We start from the raw sequence: 19,741 nt of genomic DNA, 5'->3' as shown, positions 1-19,741 counted from the left end.
GTTCACAACAGTGCGTCGTTGTGTGCGGTGCATTATAGAGAAATATTAAATCTACGCAAGTGTTTTTTGCAAAAAATTTTAAATTTTTTACCGCTTGTAGATCTTTTCAGCAATTTGGATATTCTATTAGCAAAACTTGGTAATTAATTGCTCTTTTAATCCGCTTTGTCTTTCTGTTTTAGATCCCAGGCTGTATTTCCACACTTTTTCATTGCCAAATAACGTAAATCTCTCTTTTGCCCGTGTGATCGCAGTATAAACAAGCTCTTTAGTCAGCACAGGAGAAACCGACAGCGGTAATACTAATAGAGTATGTTCAAACTCAGATCCTTGTGACTTATGCACCGTCATAATATACGCAGCTTCATAATTTGGGATCTGACTCAGTGATAAACTATGATGCATTTCCCCCTGTTTGGTGTCAAAATAAACCCTACTATCTCCATTTTCATCTAGCAAAATAATACCGATATCTCCACTTGCCACTTTATTGCTTGGCATATTTTCTGTAATCAAGATTGGTTTACCGATATAACGCTCTCGACTATGCGTAAATTGCACTAATCCTGATTTTCGTAGTCCTTCAGCAATAGATTGATTAAGACGTTCAGCCCCCAATTCTCCAACACGCAATGCCGATAAAAATCTAACTTGTTGGAATTTTTGAAAAATTTCTGAAATGCTCACGGCTTGAGGGTTAAGAACTCGCTGTTTTACTGCCACCAAATAATCTCGATAAAGCTCTACGGCTTTATCTACCACTAACTGTACACTTTTTTGTGTCCAATTGGCTTTATCATCACTCTCTTTCGTTTCGGAGTAAATTATGGTTTCCAACTTTCCGCTTTCTTTATATTTTTCCAATATTTCCCACGACTGTTGTATCTGCTGATCATTCACCGCGTTCGCCAATTCACCGATCCACGCTTTTTCGCCAAAACGATAACTATGTTTTAAATGAGATAATGAATCACAAATCGGCAATGACTGCCCTGCTTCAATGTTATAATTCGTGACCGCTTTAAGGTAATCACAATGTGGTTGGCTATAACCATAGTGTAAAAATGATCCTAATTCACCCATAATAGAGCCCGCTTCAACAGAGGCAAGCTGATCTTTATCCCCCAACATAATCAAACGAGCCGACGGTTTTAAGGCTTGCACTATCTTTTCCATCATTGACAAATCGATCATTGAAGATTCATCCAACACCAATAAATCATAATGCAGCGGATTTTGAGCGTGATATTTGGTTTCTTCTGTAAGTAGCTTTGCTCCAAGTAAACGGTGAATCGTTACTGCCTCGCTTGGAATTACCTCTTTTAAACCTTGCGGTAAATTGTTTAATTCGGCTAATTTATCTTCAATCGACTCTTTCATTCTTGCCGCTGCTTTGCCTGTTGGTGCGGCGAGAGCAATTTGTAATAAAGGCGCATTTTGTTTGAGCTGTTTAAGCTGTAAGCCAAGTAATAATTTCACGACTGTTGTGGTTTTCCCTGTCCCTGGACCACCGGAAATAAGGCTAAAATTCTGTTTGAGTGCAGTCGCAACCGCGACTTTTTGCCAGTCTATTTCACTTCGAGTAGCATTATTTTCAAAAAGCTGCTCGATAATCTGCTTATCTAGCTCTACATTTGCAATTTTTGGAGAAAATTCGACCGCTTGTTGTAGGTAAGTTGCGATATTATGCTCTGCCTGCCAGTAGCGATAAAAATACAGTAGCCCGTTTTGGAACAACATTGGGGCAATTTTTTGTGAAGAATCGCTAAAAGCAATGTGATTTTTCAATACGGATTGCCACTCAAGCGGTGGAATTTGATCGATTTTTTGCAAAATGCGTTGTAAAAAAGGCTGAGTTGAAGTTCTATTTTTCAACTCGAAAAAATTCAAACTATTGGCTGAATCTAAACGTACTGCCGTATGCCCTTGAGCCACCTGATAAGAAACCCAAGCTGCCAGCAACACTGCCAAATTTTTTTGCTGTAACGAATAGTCGTAATGTTGCTGCTTGCTGTCAATCAAGCGGGCAAATTGGTAGTTTAAATCGGAAATAATCTTTTCTTTTTTCAGTTCAAATAGTAAATTCAGCATAGTTAATCCATCTCATACCTAATATTCCAATACTAATCTTTTTTGCATTATTTTCTAAGGTATTTTTTATTTTAAGGTATAATTTAGCTTAATTTTAATTTGAACGTATATAAATAATATGAAACCAGCCACAGCCACCATTGACAGCCAAGCCCTTCGCCATAATATTCAGTTGATTAAATCGTTCGCCCCCCAGCAAAAATTATTGGCAATGATTAAAGCCAATGCCTATGGGCAAGGTTTATTACCTGCTGCGGCAACACTAACCGACTTAGTGGATGGTTTTGGCGTTGCCCGCTTACGTGAAGCCTTGGAAATTCAAGAAACAGGTTACACCGGCAAAATTGTATTGGTGGAAGGTTTTTTTGACCGTGAAGAGCTACTGAAAACCCTTTCGCGTAAATTTGATACGGTAATTCACACCATTGAACAGCTCGAACTTTTGGAGCAAGTGAACCGAGAGTGGGAAAAAGAACAGAAAAAAGGCTTTTGGACACGCAAGGCAAAAATCTATTTCCCTATCAATATTTGGCTCAAAATTGATACCGGAATGCACCGTTTGGGAATTCACCCCGAGCAAGTTGATCTGTTTGTAGAACGGTTGAAACAGTGTTCATTAGTTAATTCTATCAGTTTTGTCAGCCATTTCAGCCGTGCAGACGAATTAGACTGCGGCTATACCGAAAAGCAAATCTCTGTCTTTGAACAAGCTACCGAAAAATATCAGGCTCACGATCGAAGCATTTCTGCCTCAAGCGGTATTCTATATTGGAAACAAGCTCATTACGATTGGGTTCGCCCCGGCATTATTATGCACGGTATTTCTCCGCACTATACGCCGATTACTAATTTAGGCTTCAAGCCTGTGATGACACTCTCTTCCTCGCTAATTGCTGTTCGCACTCACAAAGCAGGCGAACCTGTCGGCTACGGTGGAGCTTGGGTAAGCCCAAAAGATACGAAGCTCGGAGTTATTGCAATGGGCTATGGTGATGGCTATCCTCGCAACGCACCTGAAGGTACGCCTGTTTTAGTCAATGGCAGAATTGTACCAATTGTCGGCAGAGTTTCAATGGATATGCTCACGGTTGATTTAGGGGCTGACAGCCAAGATAAAGTGGGCGATAAAGTCATTTTTTGGGGAGAGGACTTATTAATTGAAGATGTAGCAAAACATATCGGTGTAATTAGCTACGAGCTAATTACCAAGCTCACACCTCGAGTGATTTTTGAGTATAAATAAAATAACAAGCGGTCAGATTTTGTAAAAATTTTACCAAATCTGACCGCTTGAATAGTATTAAGCGAGAATTAAATTATTTCGCACAGCCGCAAGTCGCTACTTTTTCTTCAAAACGGCGACCTGCTTCGTCCCAGTTTACTACGTTCCAGAATGCTTTAATGAAGTCTGGACGACGGTTTTGGTAGTTCAGGTAGTAAGCATGTTCCCAAACGTCTAAACCTAAAATCGGGTAGCCTGAAACACCAGCCACATCTTTACCCATTAATGGGTTGTCTTGGTTTGCAGTTGAAACTACAGCTAATTTGCCCTCTTCAGCCACTAACCACGCCCAGCCTGAACCGAAACGTGTAGTTGCTGCTTTTTCAAATTCAGCTTGGAATGCTTCTACCGAACCGAAATCACGCACGATGGCATCTTTTAATGCACCTTGTAAAGTCGTACCGGTTTTTAAACCTTTCCAAAATAACGTGTGGTTAACGTGACCGCCCACGTTGTTGCGTACTGCAACACGTTTTTCCGCAGGCACTTGGCTTAAATCTTTAATTAATGCACCTGGGCATTTTTCTAATAATTCAGGGTGAGCTTCTAACGCTGCATTAGCATTGTTAATGTAAGCTTGGTGATGCTTAGAATGGTGAATTTCCATTGTTTTTGCATCGAAATGGGGTTCTAACGCATCGTATGCGTAGCCTAATTCTGGTAATGTGTATGCCATTTTATTGTCCTCATTAAAGGTTAATCACTCAGCTCTCAGTTTAGCAGTTTTTTGATCTAAAACAAGAAATCTATGATTTAATCTTAAGATTAATTGCAATTAGTGTAATAGGCAAAAAGAAAAATACCGTTTCCAACAAAAAAAGATTGACAAACGAAAGGCTTTGCCACATTCTTTCATTCAATTTATTGTTTTTGAGAAATAGCTCAATGTTTAATGTAGCAACTATTATTACCACGATTACCATTATGCAAACACATAGTGCGGGTCAGTGTTGCTAAAAAACAGAATTTTAAATGCCCGCTACAAGCGGGTTTTTTTATATAAAAATTTGCAAATATAATATCAGGAGAAATTATGCGAGTTCTTAAATTTGGTGGCACATCACTAGCCAATCCAGAACGCTTTATGCAAGCGGCGGACATCATCGAAAAGGCACATTTAAAAGATCAGGCAGCGGGAGTGTTATCTGCCCCGGCAAAAATCACTAACCATCTTGTTGCCATTGTCGATAAAGCGATAGCCGGCGAATCATTTCAATCCAATCTTTCCGAAGCAACTGAGATTTTCCATAATATTATCAATGGTTTATATGAGATAAATAATAACTTTGCCCGTGATGAGTTATTAGCATTAGTTGATGCTGAATTAAAACAAATTCAACAAGTAGCTGCTGATTCTGCGAAAAGCAAATCTTTGTCAGATGATATTGCGGCAACTATCCACTGCCGAGGCGAAAAACTTTCAATTGCAATGATGCAAGCGTGGTTTGAGGCGAAAGGCTATGATGTTACCCACATTGACCCTGTAGAAAAATTATTGGCTCACGGCAGCTATTTAGAATCATCTGTGGATATTGCTGAATCGACCAAACGTGTTGATGCCGGCTCAATTCCAAAGAAAAATGTGGTGTTAATGGCAGGCTTTACCGCAGGTAATGAAAAAGGCGAATTGGTTTTATTAGGTCGTAACGGTTCTGACTACTCTGCTGCTTGTTTAGCCGCCTGCTTAAAAGCGGATGTTTGCGAAATTTGGACCGATGTGGATGGCGTTTATACCTGCGATCCTCGCTTAGTTTCGGATGCGGTTTGCTTAGAATCAATGAGCTACCAAGAGGCAATGGAGCTCTCTTACTTCGGGGCAAAAGTGATTCACCCTCGCACTATCGGGCCGTTAGTCCCGTTAAATATTCCGTGCTTAATTAAAAATACAGGTAATCCGGAAGGCAAAGGCACATTAATTGACGGTAATGTTGCAACTGATGGACTAAAAGTAAAAGGCATCACCAACCTTGATAACGTGGCAATGTTCAACGTTTCAGGGGCAGGTATGCAAGGTATGGTGGGAATGGCAGCTCGTGTTTTCTCAACAATGTCAAAAGCCGGTATTTCAGTCATTTTAATTACCCAATCATCTTCAGAGTACAGCATCAGCTTCTGTGTGCCTGCAAAATCGGCAGACAAAGCCTTAGTCGCATTAAATGCGGAATTTGCTCAGGAATTATCAGAAAACTTGCTCGATCCGATTGATATTATTAAAGATTTATCGATTGTATCTGTGGTGGGAGATGGTATGCGTACGGCTAAAGGGATCGCCGCACGTTTCTTCTCGGCTCTGGCACAAGCGAATATCAGTATTGTTGCGATTGCTCAAGGTTCATCAGAGCGTTCAATTTCTGCGGTTGTACCGTTAAATAAAGCCATTGAAGCGGTAAAAGCCACTCATAAATCGCTATTCAACAGCAAACGTGTGGTGGATATGTTTTTAGTCGGTGTGGGCGGCGTGGGTAGCGAGTTAATCGAGCAGGTTAAGCAGCAAAAGGAGTTTTTAGCAAAGAAGGACATTGAGATCCGAATTTGTGCCTTAGCTAACTCGGATAAAATGTTGTTGAATGAAAACGGCTTAAATTTAGATAACTGGAAAGAAGATTTAGAGAAAGCAATCCAGCCGTCTGATTTTGATGTTTTACTTTCATTCATCAAATTCCACCACGTGGTAAACCCGGTATTTGTGGATTGTACTTCAGCTCAATCGGTAGCAAATCTTTATGCTCGTGCATTAAAAGAGGGCTTCCACGTAGTCACACCAAACAAAAAGGCTAATACCTCAAGCTACGACTATTATTTAGAAATGCGTGAAAATGCCCGCCAAAGCCAACATAAATTCTTATATGAAACCAATGTGGGGGCAGGTTTACCGGTTATCGAAAATCTACAAAATCTCTTGGCTGCAGGCGATGAAGTGGAGAAATTTGAAGGTATTTTATCAGGCTCTCTATCGTTCATTTTCGGCAAATTAGAAGAAGGTTTAACTCTTTCTCAAGCAACCTTCATTGCGAAAGAAAAAGGCTTTACCGAGCCAGATCCTCGTGATGACTTATCCGGTGCGGATGTCGCTCGTAAATTGTTAATTCTTGCACGTGAAACCGGCTTACCGCTTGAATTCGAAGATATTGAAATCGAAGGCGTATTACCAAAAGGTTTCTCTGAAGGTATGAGCCGTGATGAATTCTTAGCGGTTCTACCATCATTGGATGAAGAATTTAACAAACGTGTTGAAACAGCAAAAGCAGAAGGCAAAGTATTACGCTATGTCGGTTCAATCACCGGCGACAAATGCCGTGTCGCAATTGAAGCTGTAGATGAAAACCACCCGCTTTACAAAGTGAAAGATGGTGAAAATGCGCTTGCATTCTTAACTCGCTACTACAACCCAATCCCACTTCTCTTACGAGGCTACGGAGCAGGCAATAGCGTAACAGCAGCCGGTATTTTTGCCGATATTCTTCGCACCCTACACGGAGGAGCAAACTAATGGTTTTACGCATTTATGCCCCTGCTTCAAGCGCTAATATCAGCGTCGGTTTTGACTCTTTAGGTGCTGCTATTTCCCCGATTGACGGTTCATTACTAGGCGATGTCGTCCAAATCGAAGATTGCGAGCAAACATTTGAGCTAGAAAGTGCCGGTTATTTTGTGCGAAAACTACCAAAAGAGCCGCAAAAAAATATCGTTTATCAAGCCTATGTCCTTTTTAGCGAACGCTTAAAATTGCGTGGTGGTAACGTAAAAAATTTACGCTTAACACTCGAAAAAAATATGCCGATTGGCTCAGGGCTTGGTTCAAGTGCTTGCTCAATTGTCGCTGCGTTAGTAGCTCTCAATAAATTCCACAATGAACCTTTCTCAAAAATGGAATTATTAGAGATGATGGGCGAGTTGGAAGGACGCATTTCCGGCTCTATCCACTATGACAACGTAGCCCCTTGCTACTTAGGCGGCTTACAGTTAATGACCCAATCGCTTGGTAATATCTGCCAGCCACTACCATTCTTCGACGAATGGTATTGGGTGCTAGCCTACCCAGGAGTAGAAGTTTCTACCGCTGAAGCTCGTGCGATTCTGCCGAAAAGCTATACCCGCCAAGATATGATTCAACAAGCTCGCTATTTAGGCTCTTTTGTTCACGCTTGCCATACACACCAAGATATTTTGGCTGCAACGATGATGAAAGACTTAATCGCCGAGCCGTATCGTGAAGATTTATTACCAAACTTCCCAACCGTCCGCCAAGGCTGTAAAGATTTAGGTGCATTAGCGGTGGGTATTTCCGGCTCAGGTCCAACGATGTTTGCCATCGCACCTGATTTAGAACACGCCCAACGATTAGTGAACTACTTGGAAAAAGAATATCTACAAAACAACGAAGGGTTTATCCACATTTGTAAAGTAGATAACCAAGGGGCGAGAGAGCTAACATAGCCCCAATTCTCAATAAACAAGCGCTCAGATTTAGTAAATTTTTTGCAAAATATGACCGCTTGTTTTTTTGCCTATCTCAACATATTCCATTTGGTTATATCAAATACCTTCTAGCTACTAGCAAATCACTCAAAAATAAGTATGATAAAGTTAAATTTTAATACCTAATCTAATAAGGAACACTATTATGACTATCTATGCAGACAACTCATACTCTATTGGTAACACCCCCCTTGTGCGTTTAAAGAATTTTGGTAACGGCAACATTGTGGTTAAAGTGGAAGGACGTAACCCAAGTTTTAGCGTGAAATGCCGTATCGGTGCGAATATGGTTTGGCAAGCAGAGAAAGACGGTATTTTGACTAAAGGTAAAGAAATTGTCGATGCAACCAGCGGTAACACGGGTATCGCATTGGCTTACGTTGCCGCAGCTCGTGGTTACAAATTAACTTTAACAATGCCTGAAACGATGAGTACCGAGCGTAAACGTTTATTGCGTGGCTTAGGCGTAAACCTCGTTTTAACCGAAGGGGCAAAAGGGATGAAAGGTGCAATTGCGAAAGCGGAAGAAATTGCTGCTTCAAACCCTGATCATTATGTTACCTTAAAACAATTTGAAAATCCGGCAAACCCGGCTATCCACCAACAAACTACCGGTCCTGAAATTTGGGAAGCTACTGAAGGAAAAATTGATGTATTAGTAGCCGGCGTGGGTACAGGTGGTACTATTACCGGTGTTTCTCGTGCGATTAAACAAGATAAAGGCAAACAAATTATTTCTGTAGCAGTTGAGCCGGCAGAATCGCCAGTTATTACTCAGACCTTAAATGGCGAAGAAGTGAAACCGGCTCCACATAAAATCCAAGGTATTGGTGCAGGCTTTATCCCGAAAAACCTTGATTTATCTTTAGTGGATCGTGTTGAACAAGTATCTAGTGAAGAAGCTCTAGCAACTGCTCGCCGCTTAATGGCTGAAGAAGGTATTTTAGGCGGTATTTCATCAGGTGCTGCAATTGCAGCGGCAGATCGCTTAGCGAAACTACCTGAATTTGCAGATAAACTAATTGTGGTAGTGCTACCATCTGCTTCTGAGCGTTATTTAAGTACCCTTCTGTTTGAAGGAATTGAGGCTTAATCCTACTCAATGCCGGTTTCTGCCGGCATTTTTCTGCTTACAAGCGGTCATTTTTTATAAAAAATTTGCAATTTTTCGACGGTTGCGGTATTCTTCGCCACATCTTTTACGGTTATTCCGTATCTAACTGAATATCAAAGAATCCAATCTTTCATTATTAATTAATCATACATTCCAAATTATGCATCTTACTCAATTAAAAAATACTCCCGTTTCTGATCTTGTTGAAATGGGTGAAAACCAAATGGGCTTAGAGAATTTAGCCCGTTTACGTAAACAAGATATTGTTTTTGCTATCCTTAAACAGCACGCCAAAAGTGGTGAAGATATTTTCGGTCAAGGCGTGTTAGAAATTTTGCCGGACGGCTTTGGTTTCTTACGTTCAGCGGACAGTTCCTACCTAGCAGGACCTGATGATATTTACGTTTCACCAAGCCAAATCCGCCGTTTTAACCTGCAAACCGGGGATAAAATCGAAGGTAAAATCCGCCCGCCCAAAGAAGGCGAGCGTTATTTTGCTCTGTTAAAGGTAGATTCAGTCAATGATGACAAGCCTGAAGCCTCTCGTAGCAAAATTTTATTTGAAAACTTAACACCTCTACACGCAAATTCTCGTTTGAAAATGGAACGCGGCAACGGCTCTAAAGAAGATTTAACTGCCCGTATCTTAGATTTAGCTGCCCCTATCGGTAAAGGTCAGCGTGCGTTAATCGTAGCCCCACCTAAAGCAGGTAAAACCGTTCTTCTGCAAAATATTGCCCAAAGTATTACCTCTAATCACCCTGAGTGTGAGTTAATTGTTCTTTTAATTGATGAACGTCCGGAAGAGGTAACCGAGATGCAACGTACCGTGCGTGGCGAAGTAATTGCCTCGACCTTTGACGAACCGGCAACCCGCCACGTCCAAGTTGCTGAAATGGTAATTGAAAAAGCCAAGCGTTCAGTTGAACATAAAAAAGATGTGGTTATTTTATTAGACTCAATCACACGTCTTGCTCGTGCTTACAACACTGTTACCCCTGTTTCAGGTAAAATTCTTTCCGGTGGAGTGGATGCCAACGCTCTACATCGCCCAAAACGTTTCTTCGGTGCCGCACGTAATGTAGAAGAAGGCGGTAGCTTAACCATTATTGCTACCGCACTCGTGGATACCGGTTCGAAGATGGACGAAGTTATCTTTGAGGAATTTAAAGGTACAGGTAATATGGAATTGCATTTATCTCGCCGTATTGCTGAACGCCGTATCTTCCCTGCGATTGACTTTAACCGCTCAGGCACACGTAAAGATGATTTATTGATGGCAGCAGATGAGCTACAAAAAACGTGGATGTTGCGTAAAGTGCTCAATCCTATGGATGAAGTAGATGCTATCGAGTGGTTAATTGATAAATTAATGATGGCAAAAACCAACGAAGAGTTTTTTGAGATTATGAAACGCTCATAACTTCATAAAAAAAATCCCGCTTAATGCGGGATTTTTACTAATAACGTTCCAAAACATCTCTCAGTACATTCATACCTTGCTCAATCTGCTCATCAGAAATCATCAAAGGTGGCAGTAAACGTAACTTAGTTTTTGCTGTAAGGAACAATACACCTTTTTCAATGCATTTTGCTACCACATCAGAGGCTAGAACGCCTTCTTCAAATTCAACACCGAGCATTAAACCTAAGCCTGAAACGGATTTCACTTTCGGCAAAGTGACCAAAGTTTCACGGAGTTTCTGCCCTTTGCGTTGTACTTCGGCGAGAAAATCAGTATTGATTTTATCCATCACCACATTAGCACCGGCACAGGCGACAGGGTTTCCGCCGAAGGTAGAGCCGTGGTCGCTTTTACCCAACGTATTTTCAACTCTTTCGCCTAATAAAAAAGCCCCTATCGGCAAACCGCCACCTAAGCCTTTGGCAAGTGTAACCACATCCGGTTTTAAGCCAAATTGTTCGTAAGAGAATAGTGTACCGGTACGCCCAATGCCGGTTTGCACTTCATCAATAATAAAGATGAGATCTTTTTCTTGGCAGAGCGTTTGTACCGCTTGCAAGTAATCATTGTCTAGCGAACAAACACCGCCCTCACCTTGCACCACTTCCACCAAAACACCGCAGACATCATTAGTTTGCAAGCGTGCTGTTAAGGCATCAATATCATTTGCCGGCACATATTCAAAGCCCTCGGTAAATGGGTGAAAATGTTGATGGAAAACATCCTGCCCTGTTGCCGCAAGAGTGGAAATTGTCCGCCCGTGGAAAGAGTTCACTAAAGTTAAAACGGTTGAACGCCCTGTCCCATATTTATCGTGACTATATTTGCGAGCTGTTTTTACTGCCCCTTCATTAGCCTCCGCTCCAGAATTGCAAAAAAATGCACGTTTTAGACCGCTTGCAGCGACTAACTTTTTCGCTAATTGGCTTGAGGGTTCAGTAAAAAATAAATTTGAAGTATGCTGTAATTTTCCTGCCTGAGCAGTAATTGCCGAAAGCCAATCATCATCAGCCCAGCCTAAACTGTTTACGCCAATCCCACTGGTAAAATCTAAATATTGATTGCCCTCAAAATCCCAAACTTTACAACCTTTACCGTGCGAAAGGGCAAGCTCAAATCTGCCGTAAGTTTGGGCAATATAATCTTTATCTAATTGTTTGATGTTGTTGCTTGTTGTCATCTTTTATCCTTTTTTATAAAAACGTGTACCGTTTTTGCCGCCAAAGAGTTCTACTAAAATTGCGTGATCGACTCTCCCATCAATAATATTCGCTTCAATGCCGCCAGCATTGATGAAATCGGTACAGCAGGCAATTTTTGGAATCATTCCACCTGCAATAATCCCTTGCTCGATTAAGCCTTGTACCTCGCTTACTTCCACCTCTGGAATTAAGGTATTTTCATCAAAACGATCTCGTAATAAGCCTGCAATATCTGTCATTGAAACTAATTTTGCTGCTTTTAAGGCAATCGCAATTTCGCTCGCGGCGGTATCGGCATTGATATTATACGCCTGCCCGTTTTCATCCACACCTACCGTGGAAATCACAGGAATTAAACCTGCATTAAGGGCGATTTCAATTACTTGTGGGTTCACTTTCACGATATCGCCTACAAAACCGTAATCCACTTCGTCTTCTAATTTTTTACATTGCAACATCACACCATCAATGCCACACAAGCCGATACCTTTGCCTTTAAGTAAAGCAACCAAACTTTTATTCACTTTGCCGGCTAACATTTGTAATACAACATTAATCGTATCGCTATCGGTAACACGTAAGCCGTTGATAAATTGAGGCTCTTTACCTAGTAATTTCACTCCTTGCGAAATTTCCGGTCCACCACCGTGTACCAACACGACTTTCACGCCTAAACGATTAAGCAGCAAAATATCCGCCATTACCGATTTTTTCAGCTCTTCATTAATCATCGCATTACCGCCATATTTCACCACGATGATTTTATCCTGCCACTTCGCAAGACAAGCGGTTGATTTTTCTAATAAATTTGCGAATTGGTTGATTTCTTGTAGTTGCATATTTTCCTCTCTATATAGTTCCCCTCTTTAGAAAAGAGGGGTTAGGGGAGATTTGATTACGATACTAAATTTCTAACCCCGAAACTTCATCCCTACCCAACATAATATTCATACACTGCACCACAGCCCCTGAAGCACCTTTACCTAAATTATCAAAACGGGCAGCGAGGAGAATTTGGCTTTCGTTGCCATAGACAAAAATCTCCAGATTGTCTTTTCCAGAAAAAGCATTCGCAGAAAGCATTCCGTCTTCGGGTAAATCTTGGAATGAGTGAACGGTGATTAATTTACTATGTTGATAATAATCTGCAAATAGATTTGCAATTTCTCCACCGGATTTAACCGCTTGTAACGCACTCATTGGCAACGGCACAGTTACCAGCATTCCACTGTAAAAATCTGCCACTACAGGAGTGAAAATCGGAGGGTTTTGCATTAGGGTTAAGGCTTGCATTTCAGGTAAATGCTTATGTTTTAAAGCTAAACCATAGACACGAGGAGCATCAAATGCCTGTGGTCGTTCAGAGTTTTGGTAATCAGCAATCATTGATTTACCACCACCAGAATAACCTGTTAGTGAGTGGCAACTGAGCGGATAATCTGCTGGTAACACACCTTTTTCCACTAAAGGGCGAACCAATGCAATATAACCTGTAGCGTGGCAGCCCGGCACGGCAACACGATTAGCTTGTTTGATTTTCTCACGCTGTCCGCTTAATTCGGCAAAGCCATACACCCAATCAGGATTGACCCGGTGAGCAGTAGATGTATCACAAATTCTGGCATCTTGAGGTGCATTAGCCACTAATTCTTTTGAAGCCTCATCAGGTAAACAGAGAAATGTGAGATCCGCCTCTTCCACTTTGGCTAAACGTGCGCTTAAATCTTTACGTTGTTCCTCGGGTAAAGTCAATAATTCAATATCCTCTGCCTGATTTAAACGCTCGTGAATGCGTAGTCCGGTTGTCCCCACCGCTCCATCTACAAAAATTTTGTATTTGCTCATTTCATATCCTTATATTTTTATCTTTAATGAAATAAACTTAGTCTAAGCCTATTCAGAGAAAAACTCAAGCTCATTCTTGAATAAATATTCACCAAAATTGATTTAATATTCAATTTTAGTTTACCAATCTTCCTTACAAAACCGTTCCACCAAGAAATCCAACAAGGCTCGAACCGCAATCGGCAATCTGTGGCGGGTAGGGTAAAGGGCGTAGAACGAATAGGTCGGTAGTTGCCAGTCGGTCAGCACCGCTTTGAGTTGACCGTTTTGTAGATGTTGGTTCAGCAGATATTTCGGCAACATCGCAATGCCGTTGCCTGCCAGTACGGAGCTTAACAGCACGTTGGTGTCGTTCACGATAAAGGGGCTGGTCAGTTCGAGCGTGGTTTCTTGCCCGTTTTGATAAAACCGCCAAATTTTACGGTTTACATTGGCGTGGGCGAGATAGCGGTGATTGGCGAGTTCCTGTGACGTGTGCGGTTCGCCCTGTTTGGCGAGATAGTCGGGAGAGGCGACCAACAGCGAATGGCTCACATTCAGCTTGCGAGCAACCAATCCGGCTTCCACATCATTGGTAAAACGCAGGGCAAGGTCGATACGGCTCTCAATCAAATCAACTTTTTGGTCGGAAAGTTGCAGTTGAAGATGCAGCTTCGGGTGCAACGCCATAAAATCCTGTATCGCACACAGCAGGTGCGAACCGCCGAAAGACGGGTTGCTGGCAATCCGCAACGTGCCACTTAACTCCCCCGAACGAGCCAGCACCTCTTGCTCAATCTCATCGGTTAAATTTGCAATTTTTTGGCAGTATTCCACCGCTTGTTCGCCCGCTTCGGTCAGCGATACTTTGCGTGTGGTGCGTTGCAACAACCGTGCGTTAAACCACTCTTCCAATAATGCCACCGCACGGCTTACCATCGGTTTGGAAAGCTCTAAACGCTCGGCGGTTGCGGTGAAACTGCCAGTTTCGGCAATGGTTAAGAAAATTTTGATGGCTTGAAGTCTGTCCATACACTCTCTTTTTTGTTTCATTTTTTGAAACAATTATATTCAATAACCGCTCTTTTTCCCATTTTTTATTTCACTATAATGCACCACATCAAGCAAGCGGAATGAGTTTTAGCTCATTCACTTTCAAATCAACTTATATAAATAAGGGGCAAAAAATGAAAAAAATCGCAGTAATTGGTGCAACAGGTTATGTCGGTTCGGCTGTCGTGAAAGAGCTTGCCGAGCGTGGTCATCAGGTGGTGGCATTTGCCCGTAATGTGGATAAAGTGGCGAAAGCCGAGAATGTGCAAGCGGTCGCTTTTGACGTGAATGCGACAAATTTTGCCGAGCAGTTAAAAGGTGTTGATGCGGTAGTGAGTGCATTCAACCCGGGTTGGGGAAACCCAAATATCGTCGGAGCGGATTTCACCCGTGGTTCAAAAGCAATTGTGTAAGCGGCAAAAGCTGCCGAAGTGCCGTATTTATTAGTGGTAGGCGGTGCAGGTAGCCTGTATATTGCCCCAAATTTACAAGTGATCGACACCCCTGATTTCCCGAAAGAGATTTTTGAAGGTGCAAATGCGGCTCGCCACTTATTGAACGATTTGCGTGATCGCTGTGATGTAAATTGGGCGTTTATCTCACCACCGGCTTGTTTAGGTGCAGACGGCGGATTTAGCGAAGAGCGTTTAGGCTCATATCGCTTGGGTGGCGAAGAGTTGTTGATGGACGGCGATGAGCCGGCAGGGATTTCCGTGGCAGATTTAGCGATTGCGATTGCCGATGATGTCGAGCAAAAAGCCCATTTGTTCCAACGTTTTACCGTGGCATCGGAGTAATAATGAAACTGATCTACCTTTTCGACCCGCTCTGCGGTTGGTGCTACGCCAGTTCGCAGGCAGTACAAAACTTGGCGACAACCTTTGAGGTTTCGGTATTTGCCACAGGCTTATTTGCCGACACCGGTCGCAAAATGACCCCGGCATTTGCCCAACATGCTTGGGCGAACGACCAACGTATTGCCCAGCTCACCGGGCAACCATTTAGCGAAACCTATCATCAGCAAATTTTGCAGGGATGTGGCGAGTTCAATTCCCGTGCGTTGAGCAATGCTTGTTTCGCCCTGTTGGCACAAGGCAGTGAAACGATGTTGCAGGTATTTGCCGAGTTGCAAAAAGCCCGTTATGTGGACGGACAAGACACCAGCCAAACGGCGGTCGTCCGCCAACTTTTACAAAACTTAGGGCAAAGTGCGGTGGCGGAAAGCTTTGATTTAGCCGAAAATCAAGCCAAAACCACCGCTTGGATTGAGCAAGGACAAGCGATTTCCGCCCAATTCGGCGTGCAAGGCGTACCAAACCTGTTTGCCGAAACGGAACAAGGTTGGGTCAATGTGCCAAGCCAGTTACTCTACCAGAATGCAGAAAGTGCGGTGGAAAATCTGAAAAATTGGTTAGATCGGTTATAAAAATTATGTACAAGCGGTGAATTTCTCAGGGAATTTTGCAAAAAATCCGGTGAAATTGACCGCTTGTTTATAAAAGACAGCGGTCAAATTCTGCAATCTTTTTGCAAAATTTGACCGCTTGTATTGTGATGGATTTACAATAGCGAATTATTGTTTATCACCAATTAATACGGATTCTAATGCAATTTCAATCATTTCATTGAAGGTTAATTGACGTTCTTCCGAGCTGGTTTGTTCACCTGTGCGAATATGGTCTGAAACAGTACAAATCGCTAATGCTTTCGCACCATATTCTGCCGCTACTGCATAAATACCCGCAGCTTCCATTTCCACACCTAAAATGCCGTATTTTTCCATTACATCAAACATCTCAACATCCGGGCTGTAGAATAAATCTGCTGAGAATAAATTCCCAACTCGAACATTCACCCCTTTTTGTTGTGCCGCTTGATATGCAGCTAATGTCATCTCAAAGTCTGCAATTGCGGCAAAATCGTTATCACGGAAACGGATACGGTTTACTTTAGAATCCGTACAAGCACCTGAACCGATGATGACATCACGAATACGAACATCGCTACGCACCGCACCACAAGAGCCGACACGAATAATTTTTTTCACACCATATTCGGTAATTAACTCTTTAGCATAAATCGAGCAAGATGGAATACCCATACCGTGCCCCATCACAGAAATACGGCGACCTTTATAAATGCCTGTGTAACCTAACATATTACGTACGTTAGTTACTTCCTTAACCTCTTCTAAAAAGGTTTCTGCAATATATTTCGCACGAAGCGGATCACCCGGCATTAATACAACGTCTGCAAAAGCACCTTCAGGTGCGTTAATGTGTGGAGTTGCCATTTTATTTTCCTCTTATGATGAATAATTAATAACCTTGAACAGTTTGTTGCTGCTCATCTTTTAGTGTTGCTAACAAATTACCTAACAGGCTTGATGCCCCAAAACGGAAATGTGAGCGATTAACCCAATCATCACCTAAAATAGAGCGAGCCAATGCGAGATATTCCGCAGCCTCTTCGCTGGTTTTTACTCCACCGGCTGCTTTAAAGCCAACTGTTTCTGCAACGCCTAAATCACGAATGGTTTCGAGCATAATACGAGCAGATTCTAATGTGGCATTAACAGCTACCTTTCCTGTTGAGGTTTTAATAAAATCAGCCCCAGCTTGGATTGAAATTTCACTTGCTTTGCGAATGAGTTCTTCTGATTTTAACTCACCTGTTTCAATGATCACTTTAAGTAAAACATTACTCGCTTGGCATACCGCTTTAGCCTGTTTTACTAACTCAAAACCAATTTGTTCATTACCTGCAATTAACGCTTTATACGGGAAAACAACATCAACTTCGTCAGCCCCATAAGCAATAGCAGCTTTGGTTTCGGCAATGGCAATATCAATATCATCATTACCGTGTGGGAAGTTAGTAACAGTCGCAATTTTTACTTGCTCAATGCCTTGTGCTTTCAAGGTTTTGCGTGCAATCGGTATAAAGCGTGGATAAACACATACTGCTGCCGGTGAGCCAAAATCAGTTTTAGCCTGCTCACATAATGCGATGACTTTCTCGTCTGTATCATTATCATTTAATGTAGTGAGATCCATCAAAGAAAGTGCAATCTCAGCTGAATTTTTTAAACTCATACGATTCTCCTTTTTAATTAAATGAATGATTTAGTAAATTTTTATAAAAATCTGCCCGCTTGTAAATAGACAAATTCCAAGCAACCGTTTACGTCTGATAAAAAAATATAAAACCACTATTTCTAGTGGTTTTATTCTTCAAGCAATTAAACTATTGCACCGCCTAAACCGATGAATAAACCTGCGATGGTTGCACTCATCAAGTTCGATAATGAACCTGCAATCACCGCCTTAATACCTAAGCGAGCAATATCGCCACGGCGAGTTGGAGCCATTGCCCCGATACCGCCGATTAATACCGCAATTGAGCTGATATTTGCGAAACCACAAAGTGCAAAGGTAATAATTGCAATGGTTTTCTCGCTTAATTGTACTGTAGATTCCGGAGCAAGATATTTCGCAAATTCTACATAGCCGACGAATTCATTGATCGCCAATTTCAAGCCGATCATTTGACCTGCGATTTCAGCCTCTTCCCACGGCACACCGATCACCCAAGCAAGCGGTTTGAAGATCCAGCCAAACAATTGACCTAAGTTTAAATCACCGTAGCCGAACCAACCACCGATACCACCTAAAACACCGTTAAGTAATGCAATTAATGCTACAAATGCAATTAACATTGCCCCTACGTTTAAGGCTAACTGCATACCTGAAGATGCACCTGAAGCGGCTGCATCAAGTACATTTGCCGGTTTTTCTAAATCAACATTCTCTAATTCATCATTGAATTTTTCAGTTTGCGGCACCATTAGTTTTGCAAATAATAAACCACCCGGAGCCGCCATAAATGACGCTGCAATTAAGTAAGTTAATGGCACGCCCATTCCTGCATAACCCGCCATTACCGCACCGGCGATAGAAGCTAAACCACCCGCCATCACGGCAAATAATTCAGACTCGGTCATTTTGCTGATGTAAGGTTTGACTACAAGAGGAGCTTCAGTCTGCCCTACGAAAATATTCGCCGCCGCAGACATTGATTCCGCTTTTGAAGTGCCTAACGCTTTTTGCAACGTACCACCTAAAATGCGGATAACCCATTGCATTACGCCCATATAGTAAAGCACAGAAATTAAGGCAGAGAAGAAAACGATGGTTGGAAGTACACGGAAAGCGAATACAAAACCGCCACCGCCGAACACTTCAAACATTTTGTCGCTAACTAAGCCACCAAATAAAAATGCAATACCTTCATTGCTATAAGAAATTACTTTTGATACGCCGCTTGCCATTGCATTTAACGCATCACGACCTACCGGCACATAAAGCACTAAAGCAGCAATCGCCACTTGTAATGCTAATGCACCAAATACCGCACGTAAACTAATTGCACGTTTATTTGTGGATAATAAAAATGCAATCAATAGTAAAACAACAATGCCCAAAAGGCTATTTAATGTTCCCATAAAGACCCCTATTAAAAGAATAATGAAAAAAGTGGCGATACTATACCTATTTTTACTTAAAAAATCTTGTAAAAAATGAGGGGTTCAAAACATAAATTGACAAAAAACCAATTATCGTATTTTATACACACCTGATAGCGGTCATTTTTTCACAAAAATTTACTATTTATCGGAAAGCAAACAGGAGAAACTATGCAAAACATTCGTGAAATTTATTTAGCCGGCGGCTGTTTCTGGGGCGTGGAATCATTTATGCAACGCATTAAGGGGGTCATCAAAGCTCAATCAGGCTATGCCAACGGTAATACAGATAATCCCACTTACCAAGATGTATGTGCCGGTAGCGGGCACGCTGAAGTAGTTAAAGTAACTTACGATGCTAATCAAATCAGCTTAGCAAAATTATTGGACTATTTCTTTAAAGTGATTGACCCGGTGAGTATTAACCAACAAGGTGGCGACATTGGTATTCAATACCGCACTGGCATTTATTATACAGATCCGCAAGATGTACCTGTTATCAACCAAGCCTTAAGCGAATTACAAACCCAGTTTGACAAACCGTTAGCGGTGGAAAATCAAATGCTGGAACAATATTTTCCGGCAGAAGAATATCACCAAGAATACTTAGTGAAAAACCCAACAGGTTATTGCCATATTGATATTCAGTTGATGAATGAGATTTTGAAGAATCAGTAACAAAAAGCCACAGAGTATATCTGTGGTT

General features: G+C 41.8%; 18 protein-coding genes. 9 read left to right on the top strand and 9 right to left on the bottom strand.

Annotated features, from left to right (window positions below; translation table 11 throughout):
• Positions 1-126: 126 nt before the first annotated feature.
• On the bottom strand, positions 127-2,091 hold the full coding sequence (gene recD / locus ICJ55_RS05460; protein ID WP_188157656.1) for an exodeoxyribonuclease V subunit alpha: 1,965 nt from the start codon (positions 2,089-2,091) through the stop codon (positions 127-129).
• 118 nt (positions 2,092-2,209) lie between these two features.
• Between recD and alr the strand changes: the two genes are divergently transcribed.
• The gene (gene alr, locus ICJ55_RS05455) at positions 2,210-3,334 is read left to right on the top strand and encodes an alanine racemase (protein WP_188157655.1); all 1,125 of its coding nucleotides are present in this window, start codon (positions 2,210-2,212) and stop codon (positions 3,332-3,334) included.
• A 73-nt stretch (positions 3,335-3,407) separates the two neighbouring features.
• Here the strand turns inward: alr and sodA are convergent, their stop codons facing one another.
• Positions 3,408-4,049, bottom strand: a complete 642-nt coding sequence (gene sodA / locus ICJ55_RS05450) for a superoxide dismutase [Mn] (protein ID WP_188157654.1) — start codon at positions 4,047-4,049, stop codon at positions 3,408-3,410.
• Positions 4,050-4,406: 357 nt separating this feature from the next.
• Between sodA and thrA the strand changes: the two genes are divergently transcribed.
• The 4 genes from thrA (at position 4,407) to rho (ending at position 10,389) form a co-directional block, all read left to right on the top strand.
• The gene (thrA, locus tag ICJ55_RS05445; RefSeq protein WP_188157653.1) at positions 4,407-6,863 is read left to right on the top strand and encodes a bifunctional aspartate kinase/homoserine dehydrogenase I; all 2,457 of its coding nucleotides are present in this window, start codon (positions 4,407-4,409) and stop codon (positions 6,861-6,863) included.
• Entirely contained in the window at positions 6,863-7,810 is a 948-nt protein-coding gene (gene thrB, locus ICJ55_RS05440; RefSeq protein WP_188157652.1) for a homoserine kinase, read from the top strand. Before thrA ends, thrB begins: the two co-directional genes overlap by 1 nt.
• A gap of 187 nt (positions 7,811-7,997) precedes the next feature.
• The gene (gene cysK, locus ICJ55_RS05435; protein WP_188157651.1) at positions 7,998-8,945 is read left to right on the top strand and encodes a cysteine synthase A; all 948 of its coding nucleotides are present in this window, start codon (positions 7,998-8,000) and stop codon (positions 8,943-8,945) included.
• A gap of 181 nt (positions 8,946-9,126) precedes the next feature.
• The gene (gene rho / locus ICJ55_RS05430; protein ID WP_025217759.1) at positions 9,127-10,389 is read left to right on the top strand and encodes a transcription termination factor Rho; all 1,263 of its coding nucleotides are present in this window, start codon (positions 9,127-9,129) and stop codon (positions 10,387-10,389) included.
• Positions 10,390-10,426: 37 nt separating this feature from the next.
• Here rho and ICJ55_RS05425 read toward each other — a convergent pair whose 3' ends face one another.
• The 4 genes from ICJ55_RS05425 to ICJ55_RS05410 form a co-directional block, all read right to left on the bottom strand.
• Complete coding sequence (locus tag ICJ55_RS05425) at positions 10,427-11,611, bottom strand: aspartate aminotransferase family protein (protein WP_188157650.1); 1,185 nt, start codon at positions 11,609-11,611, stop codon at positions 10,427-10,429.
• A 3-nt stretch (positions 11,612-11,614) separates the two neighbouring features.
• On the bottom strand, positions 11,615-12,472 hold the full coding sequence (gene argB, locus ICJ55_RS05420) for an acetylglutamate kinase (protein ID WP_188157649.1): 858 nt from the start codon (positions 12,470-12,472) through the stop codon (positions 11,615-11,617).
• 64 nt (positions 12,473-12,536) lie between these two features.
• Entirely contained in the window at positions 12,537-13,478 is a 942-nt protein-coding gene (gene argC / locus ICJ55_RS05415; RefSeq protein ID WP_188157648.1) for an N-acetyl-gamma-glutamyl-phosphate reductase, read from the bottom strand.
• Positions 13,479-13,598: 120 nt separating this feature from the next.
• Entirely contained in the window at positions 13,599-14,489 is an 891-nt protein-coding gene (locus ICJ55_RS05410; protein ID WP_188157687.1) for a LysR family transcriptional regulator, read from the bottom strand.
• Positions 14,490-14,644: 155 nt separating this feature from the next.
• Between ICJ55_RS05410 and ICJ55_RS10715 the strand changes: the two genes are divergently transcribed.
• From ICJ55_RS10715 to ICJ55_RS05400, 3 genes are read left to right on the top strand one after another with little or no spacing between them, the layout of a single operon-like run.
• Entirely contained in the window at positions 14,645-14,923 is a 279-nt protein-coding gene (locus ICJ55_RS10715; protein WP_244141791.1) for an NAD(P)-dependent oxidoreductase, read from the top strand.
• 18 nt (positions 14,924-14,941) lie between these two features.
• Positions 14,942-15,307 carry an NAD(P)-dependent oxidoreductase gene (locus ICJ55_RS10710; RefSeq protein WP_244141790.1) on the top strand — a complete coding sequence of 122 codons (366 nt, stop codon included), beginning with the start codon at positions 14,942-14,944 and terminating at the stop codon, positions 15,305-15,307.
• Between the two features lie 2 nt (positions 15,308-15,309).
• Positions 15,310-15,936: a DsbA family protein gene (locus tag ICJ55_RS05400; RefSeq protein ID WP_188157647.1), complete on the top strand. Its 627-nt coding sequence runs from the start codon at positions 15,310-15,312 to the stop codon at positions 15,934-15,936.
• A gap of 147 nt (positions 15,937-16,083) precedes the next feature.
• Here ICJ55_RS05400 and deoD read toward each other — a convergent pair whose 3' ends face one another.
• From deoD to ICJ55_RS05385, 3 genes are all read right to left on the bottom strand, one after another.
• Entirely contained in the window at positions 16,084-16,803 is a 720-nt protein-coding gene (deoD, locus tag ICJ55_RS05395; protein ID WP_188157646.1) for a purine-nucleoside phosphorylase, read from the bottom strand.
• 25 nt (positions 16,804-16,828) lie between these two features.
• Positions 16,829-17,605, bottom strand: coding sequence for a deoxyribose-phosphate aldolase (deoC, locus tag ICJ55_RS05390; protein ID WP_188157645.1), 777 nt, complete (start codon positions 17,603-17,605; stop codon positions 16,829-16,831).
• A gap of 146 nt (positions 17,606-17,751) precedes the next feature.
• Positions 17,752-19,014 carry a NupC/NupG family nucleoside CNT transporter gene (locus tag ICJ55_RS05385; protein ID WP_188157644.1) on the bottom strand — a complete coding sequence of 421 codons (1,263 nt, stop codon included), beginning with the start codon at positions 19,012-19,014 and terminating at the stop codon, positions 17,752-17,754.
• A gap of 192 nt (positions 19,015-19,206) precedes the next feature.
• On the opposite strand from ICJ55_RS05385, the gene msrA reads away from it, so the two are divergent.
• Entirely contained in the window at positions 19,207-19,713 is a 507-nt protein-coding gene (gene msrA / locus ICJ55_RS05380) for a peptide-methionine (S)-S-oxide reductase MsrA (RefSeq protein ID WP_188157643.1), read from the top strand.
• The last annotated feature ends 28 nt before the right edge of the window (positions 19,714-19,741 follow it).

Origin of the sequence: Mannheimia bovis, assembly GCF_014541205.1 — a bacterium.
Lineage (GTDB): Bacteria > Pseudomonadota > Gammaproteobacteria > Enterobacterales > Pasteurellaceae > Mannheimia > Mannheimia bovis.
This window is presented reverse-complemented; position numbering and strand designations above follow the sequence as displayed.

Excerpts from the sequence above, each read along its gene's own strand:
- argB (WP_188157649.1), bottom strand. The coding sequence starts at position 12,472 with ATGCAACTACAAGAAATCAACCAATTCGCAAATTTATTAGAAAAATCA.
- rho (WP_025217759.1), top strand. The coding sequence starts at position 9,127 with ATGCATCTTACTCAATTAAAAAATACTCCCGTTTCTGATCTTGTTGAA.
- ICJ55_RS05400 (WP_188157647.1), top strand. The coding sequence starts at position 15,310 with ATGAAACTGATCTACCTTTTCGACCCGCTCTGCGGTTGGTGCTACGCC.
- deoC (WP_188157645.1), bottom strand. The coding sequence starts at position 17,605 with ATGAGTTTAAAAAATTCAGCTGAGATTGCACTTTCTTTGATGGATCTC.
- thrA (WP_188157653.1), top strand. The coding sequence starts at position 4,407 with ATGCGAGTTCTTAAATTTGGTGGCACATCACTAGCCAATCCAGAACGC.
- cysK (WP_188157651.1), top strand. The coding sequence starts at position 7,998 with ATGACTATCTATGCAGACAACTCATACTCTATTGGTAACACCCCCCTT.
- thrB (WP_188157652.1), top strand. The coding sequence starts at position 6,863 with ATGGTTTTACGCATTTATGCCCCTGCTTCAAGCGCTAATATCAGCGTC.
- ICJ55_RS05410 (WP_188157687.1), bottom strand. The coding sequence starts at position 14,489 with ATGGACAGACTTCAAGCCATCAAAATTTTCTTAACCATTGCCGAAACT.
- sodA (WP_188157654.1), bottom strand. The coding sequence starts at position 4,049 with ATGGCATACACATTACCAGAATTAGGCTACGCATACGATGCGTTAGAA.
- ICJ55_RS10715 (WP_244141791.1), top strand. The coding sequence starts at position 14,645 with ATGAAAAAAATCGCAGTAATTGGTGCAACAGGTTATGTCGGTTCGGCT.
- argC (WP_188157648.1), bottom strand. The coding sequence starts at position 13,478 with ATGAGCAAATACAAAATTTTTGTAGATGGAGCGGTGGGGACAACCGGA.
- alr (WP_188157655.1), top strand. The coding sequence starts at position 2,210 with ATGAAACCAGCCACAGCCACCATTGACAGCCAAGCCCTTCGCCATAAT.
- msrA (WP_188157643.1), top strand. The coding sequence starts at position 19,207 with ATGCAAAACATTCGTGAAATTTATTTAGCCGGCGGCTGTTTCTGGGGC.
- deoD (WP_188157646.1), bottom strand. The coding sequence starts at position 16,803 with ATGGCAACTCCACACATTAACGCACCTGAAGGTGCTTTTGCAGACGTT.
- recD (WP_188157656.1), bottom strand. The coding sequence starts at position 2,091 with ATGCTGAATTTACTATTTGAACTGAAAAAAGAAAAGATTATTTCCGAT.
- ICJ55_RS05425 (WP_188157650.1), bottom strand. The coding sequence starts at position 11,611 with ATGACAACAAGCAACAACATCAAACAATTAGATAAAGATTATATTGCC.
- ICJ55_RS05385 (WP_188157644.1), bottom strand. The coding sequence starts at position 19,014 with ATGGGAACATTAAATAGCCTTTTGGGCATTGTTGTTTTACTATTGATT.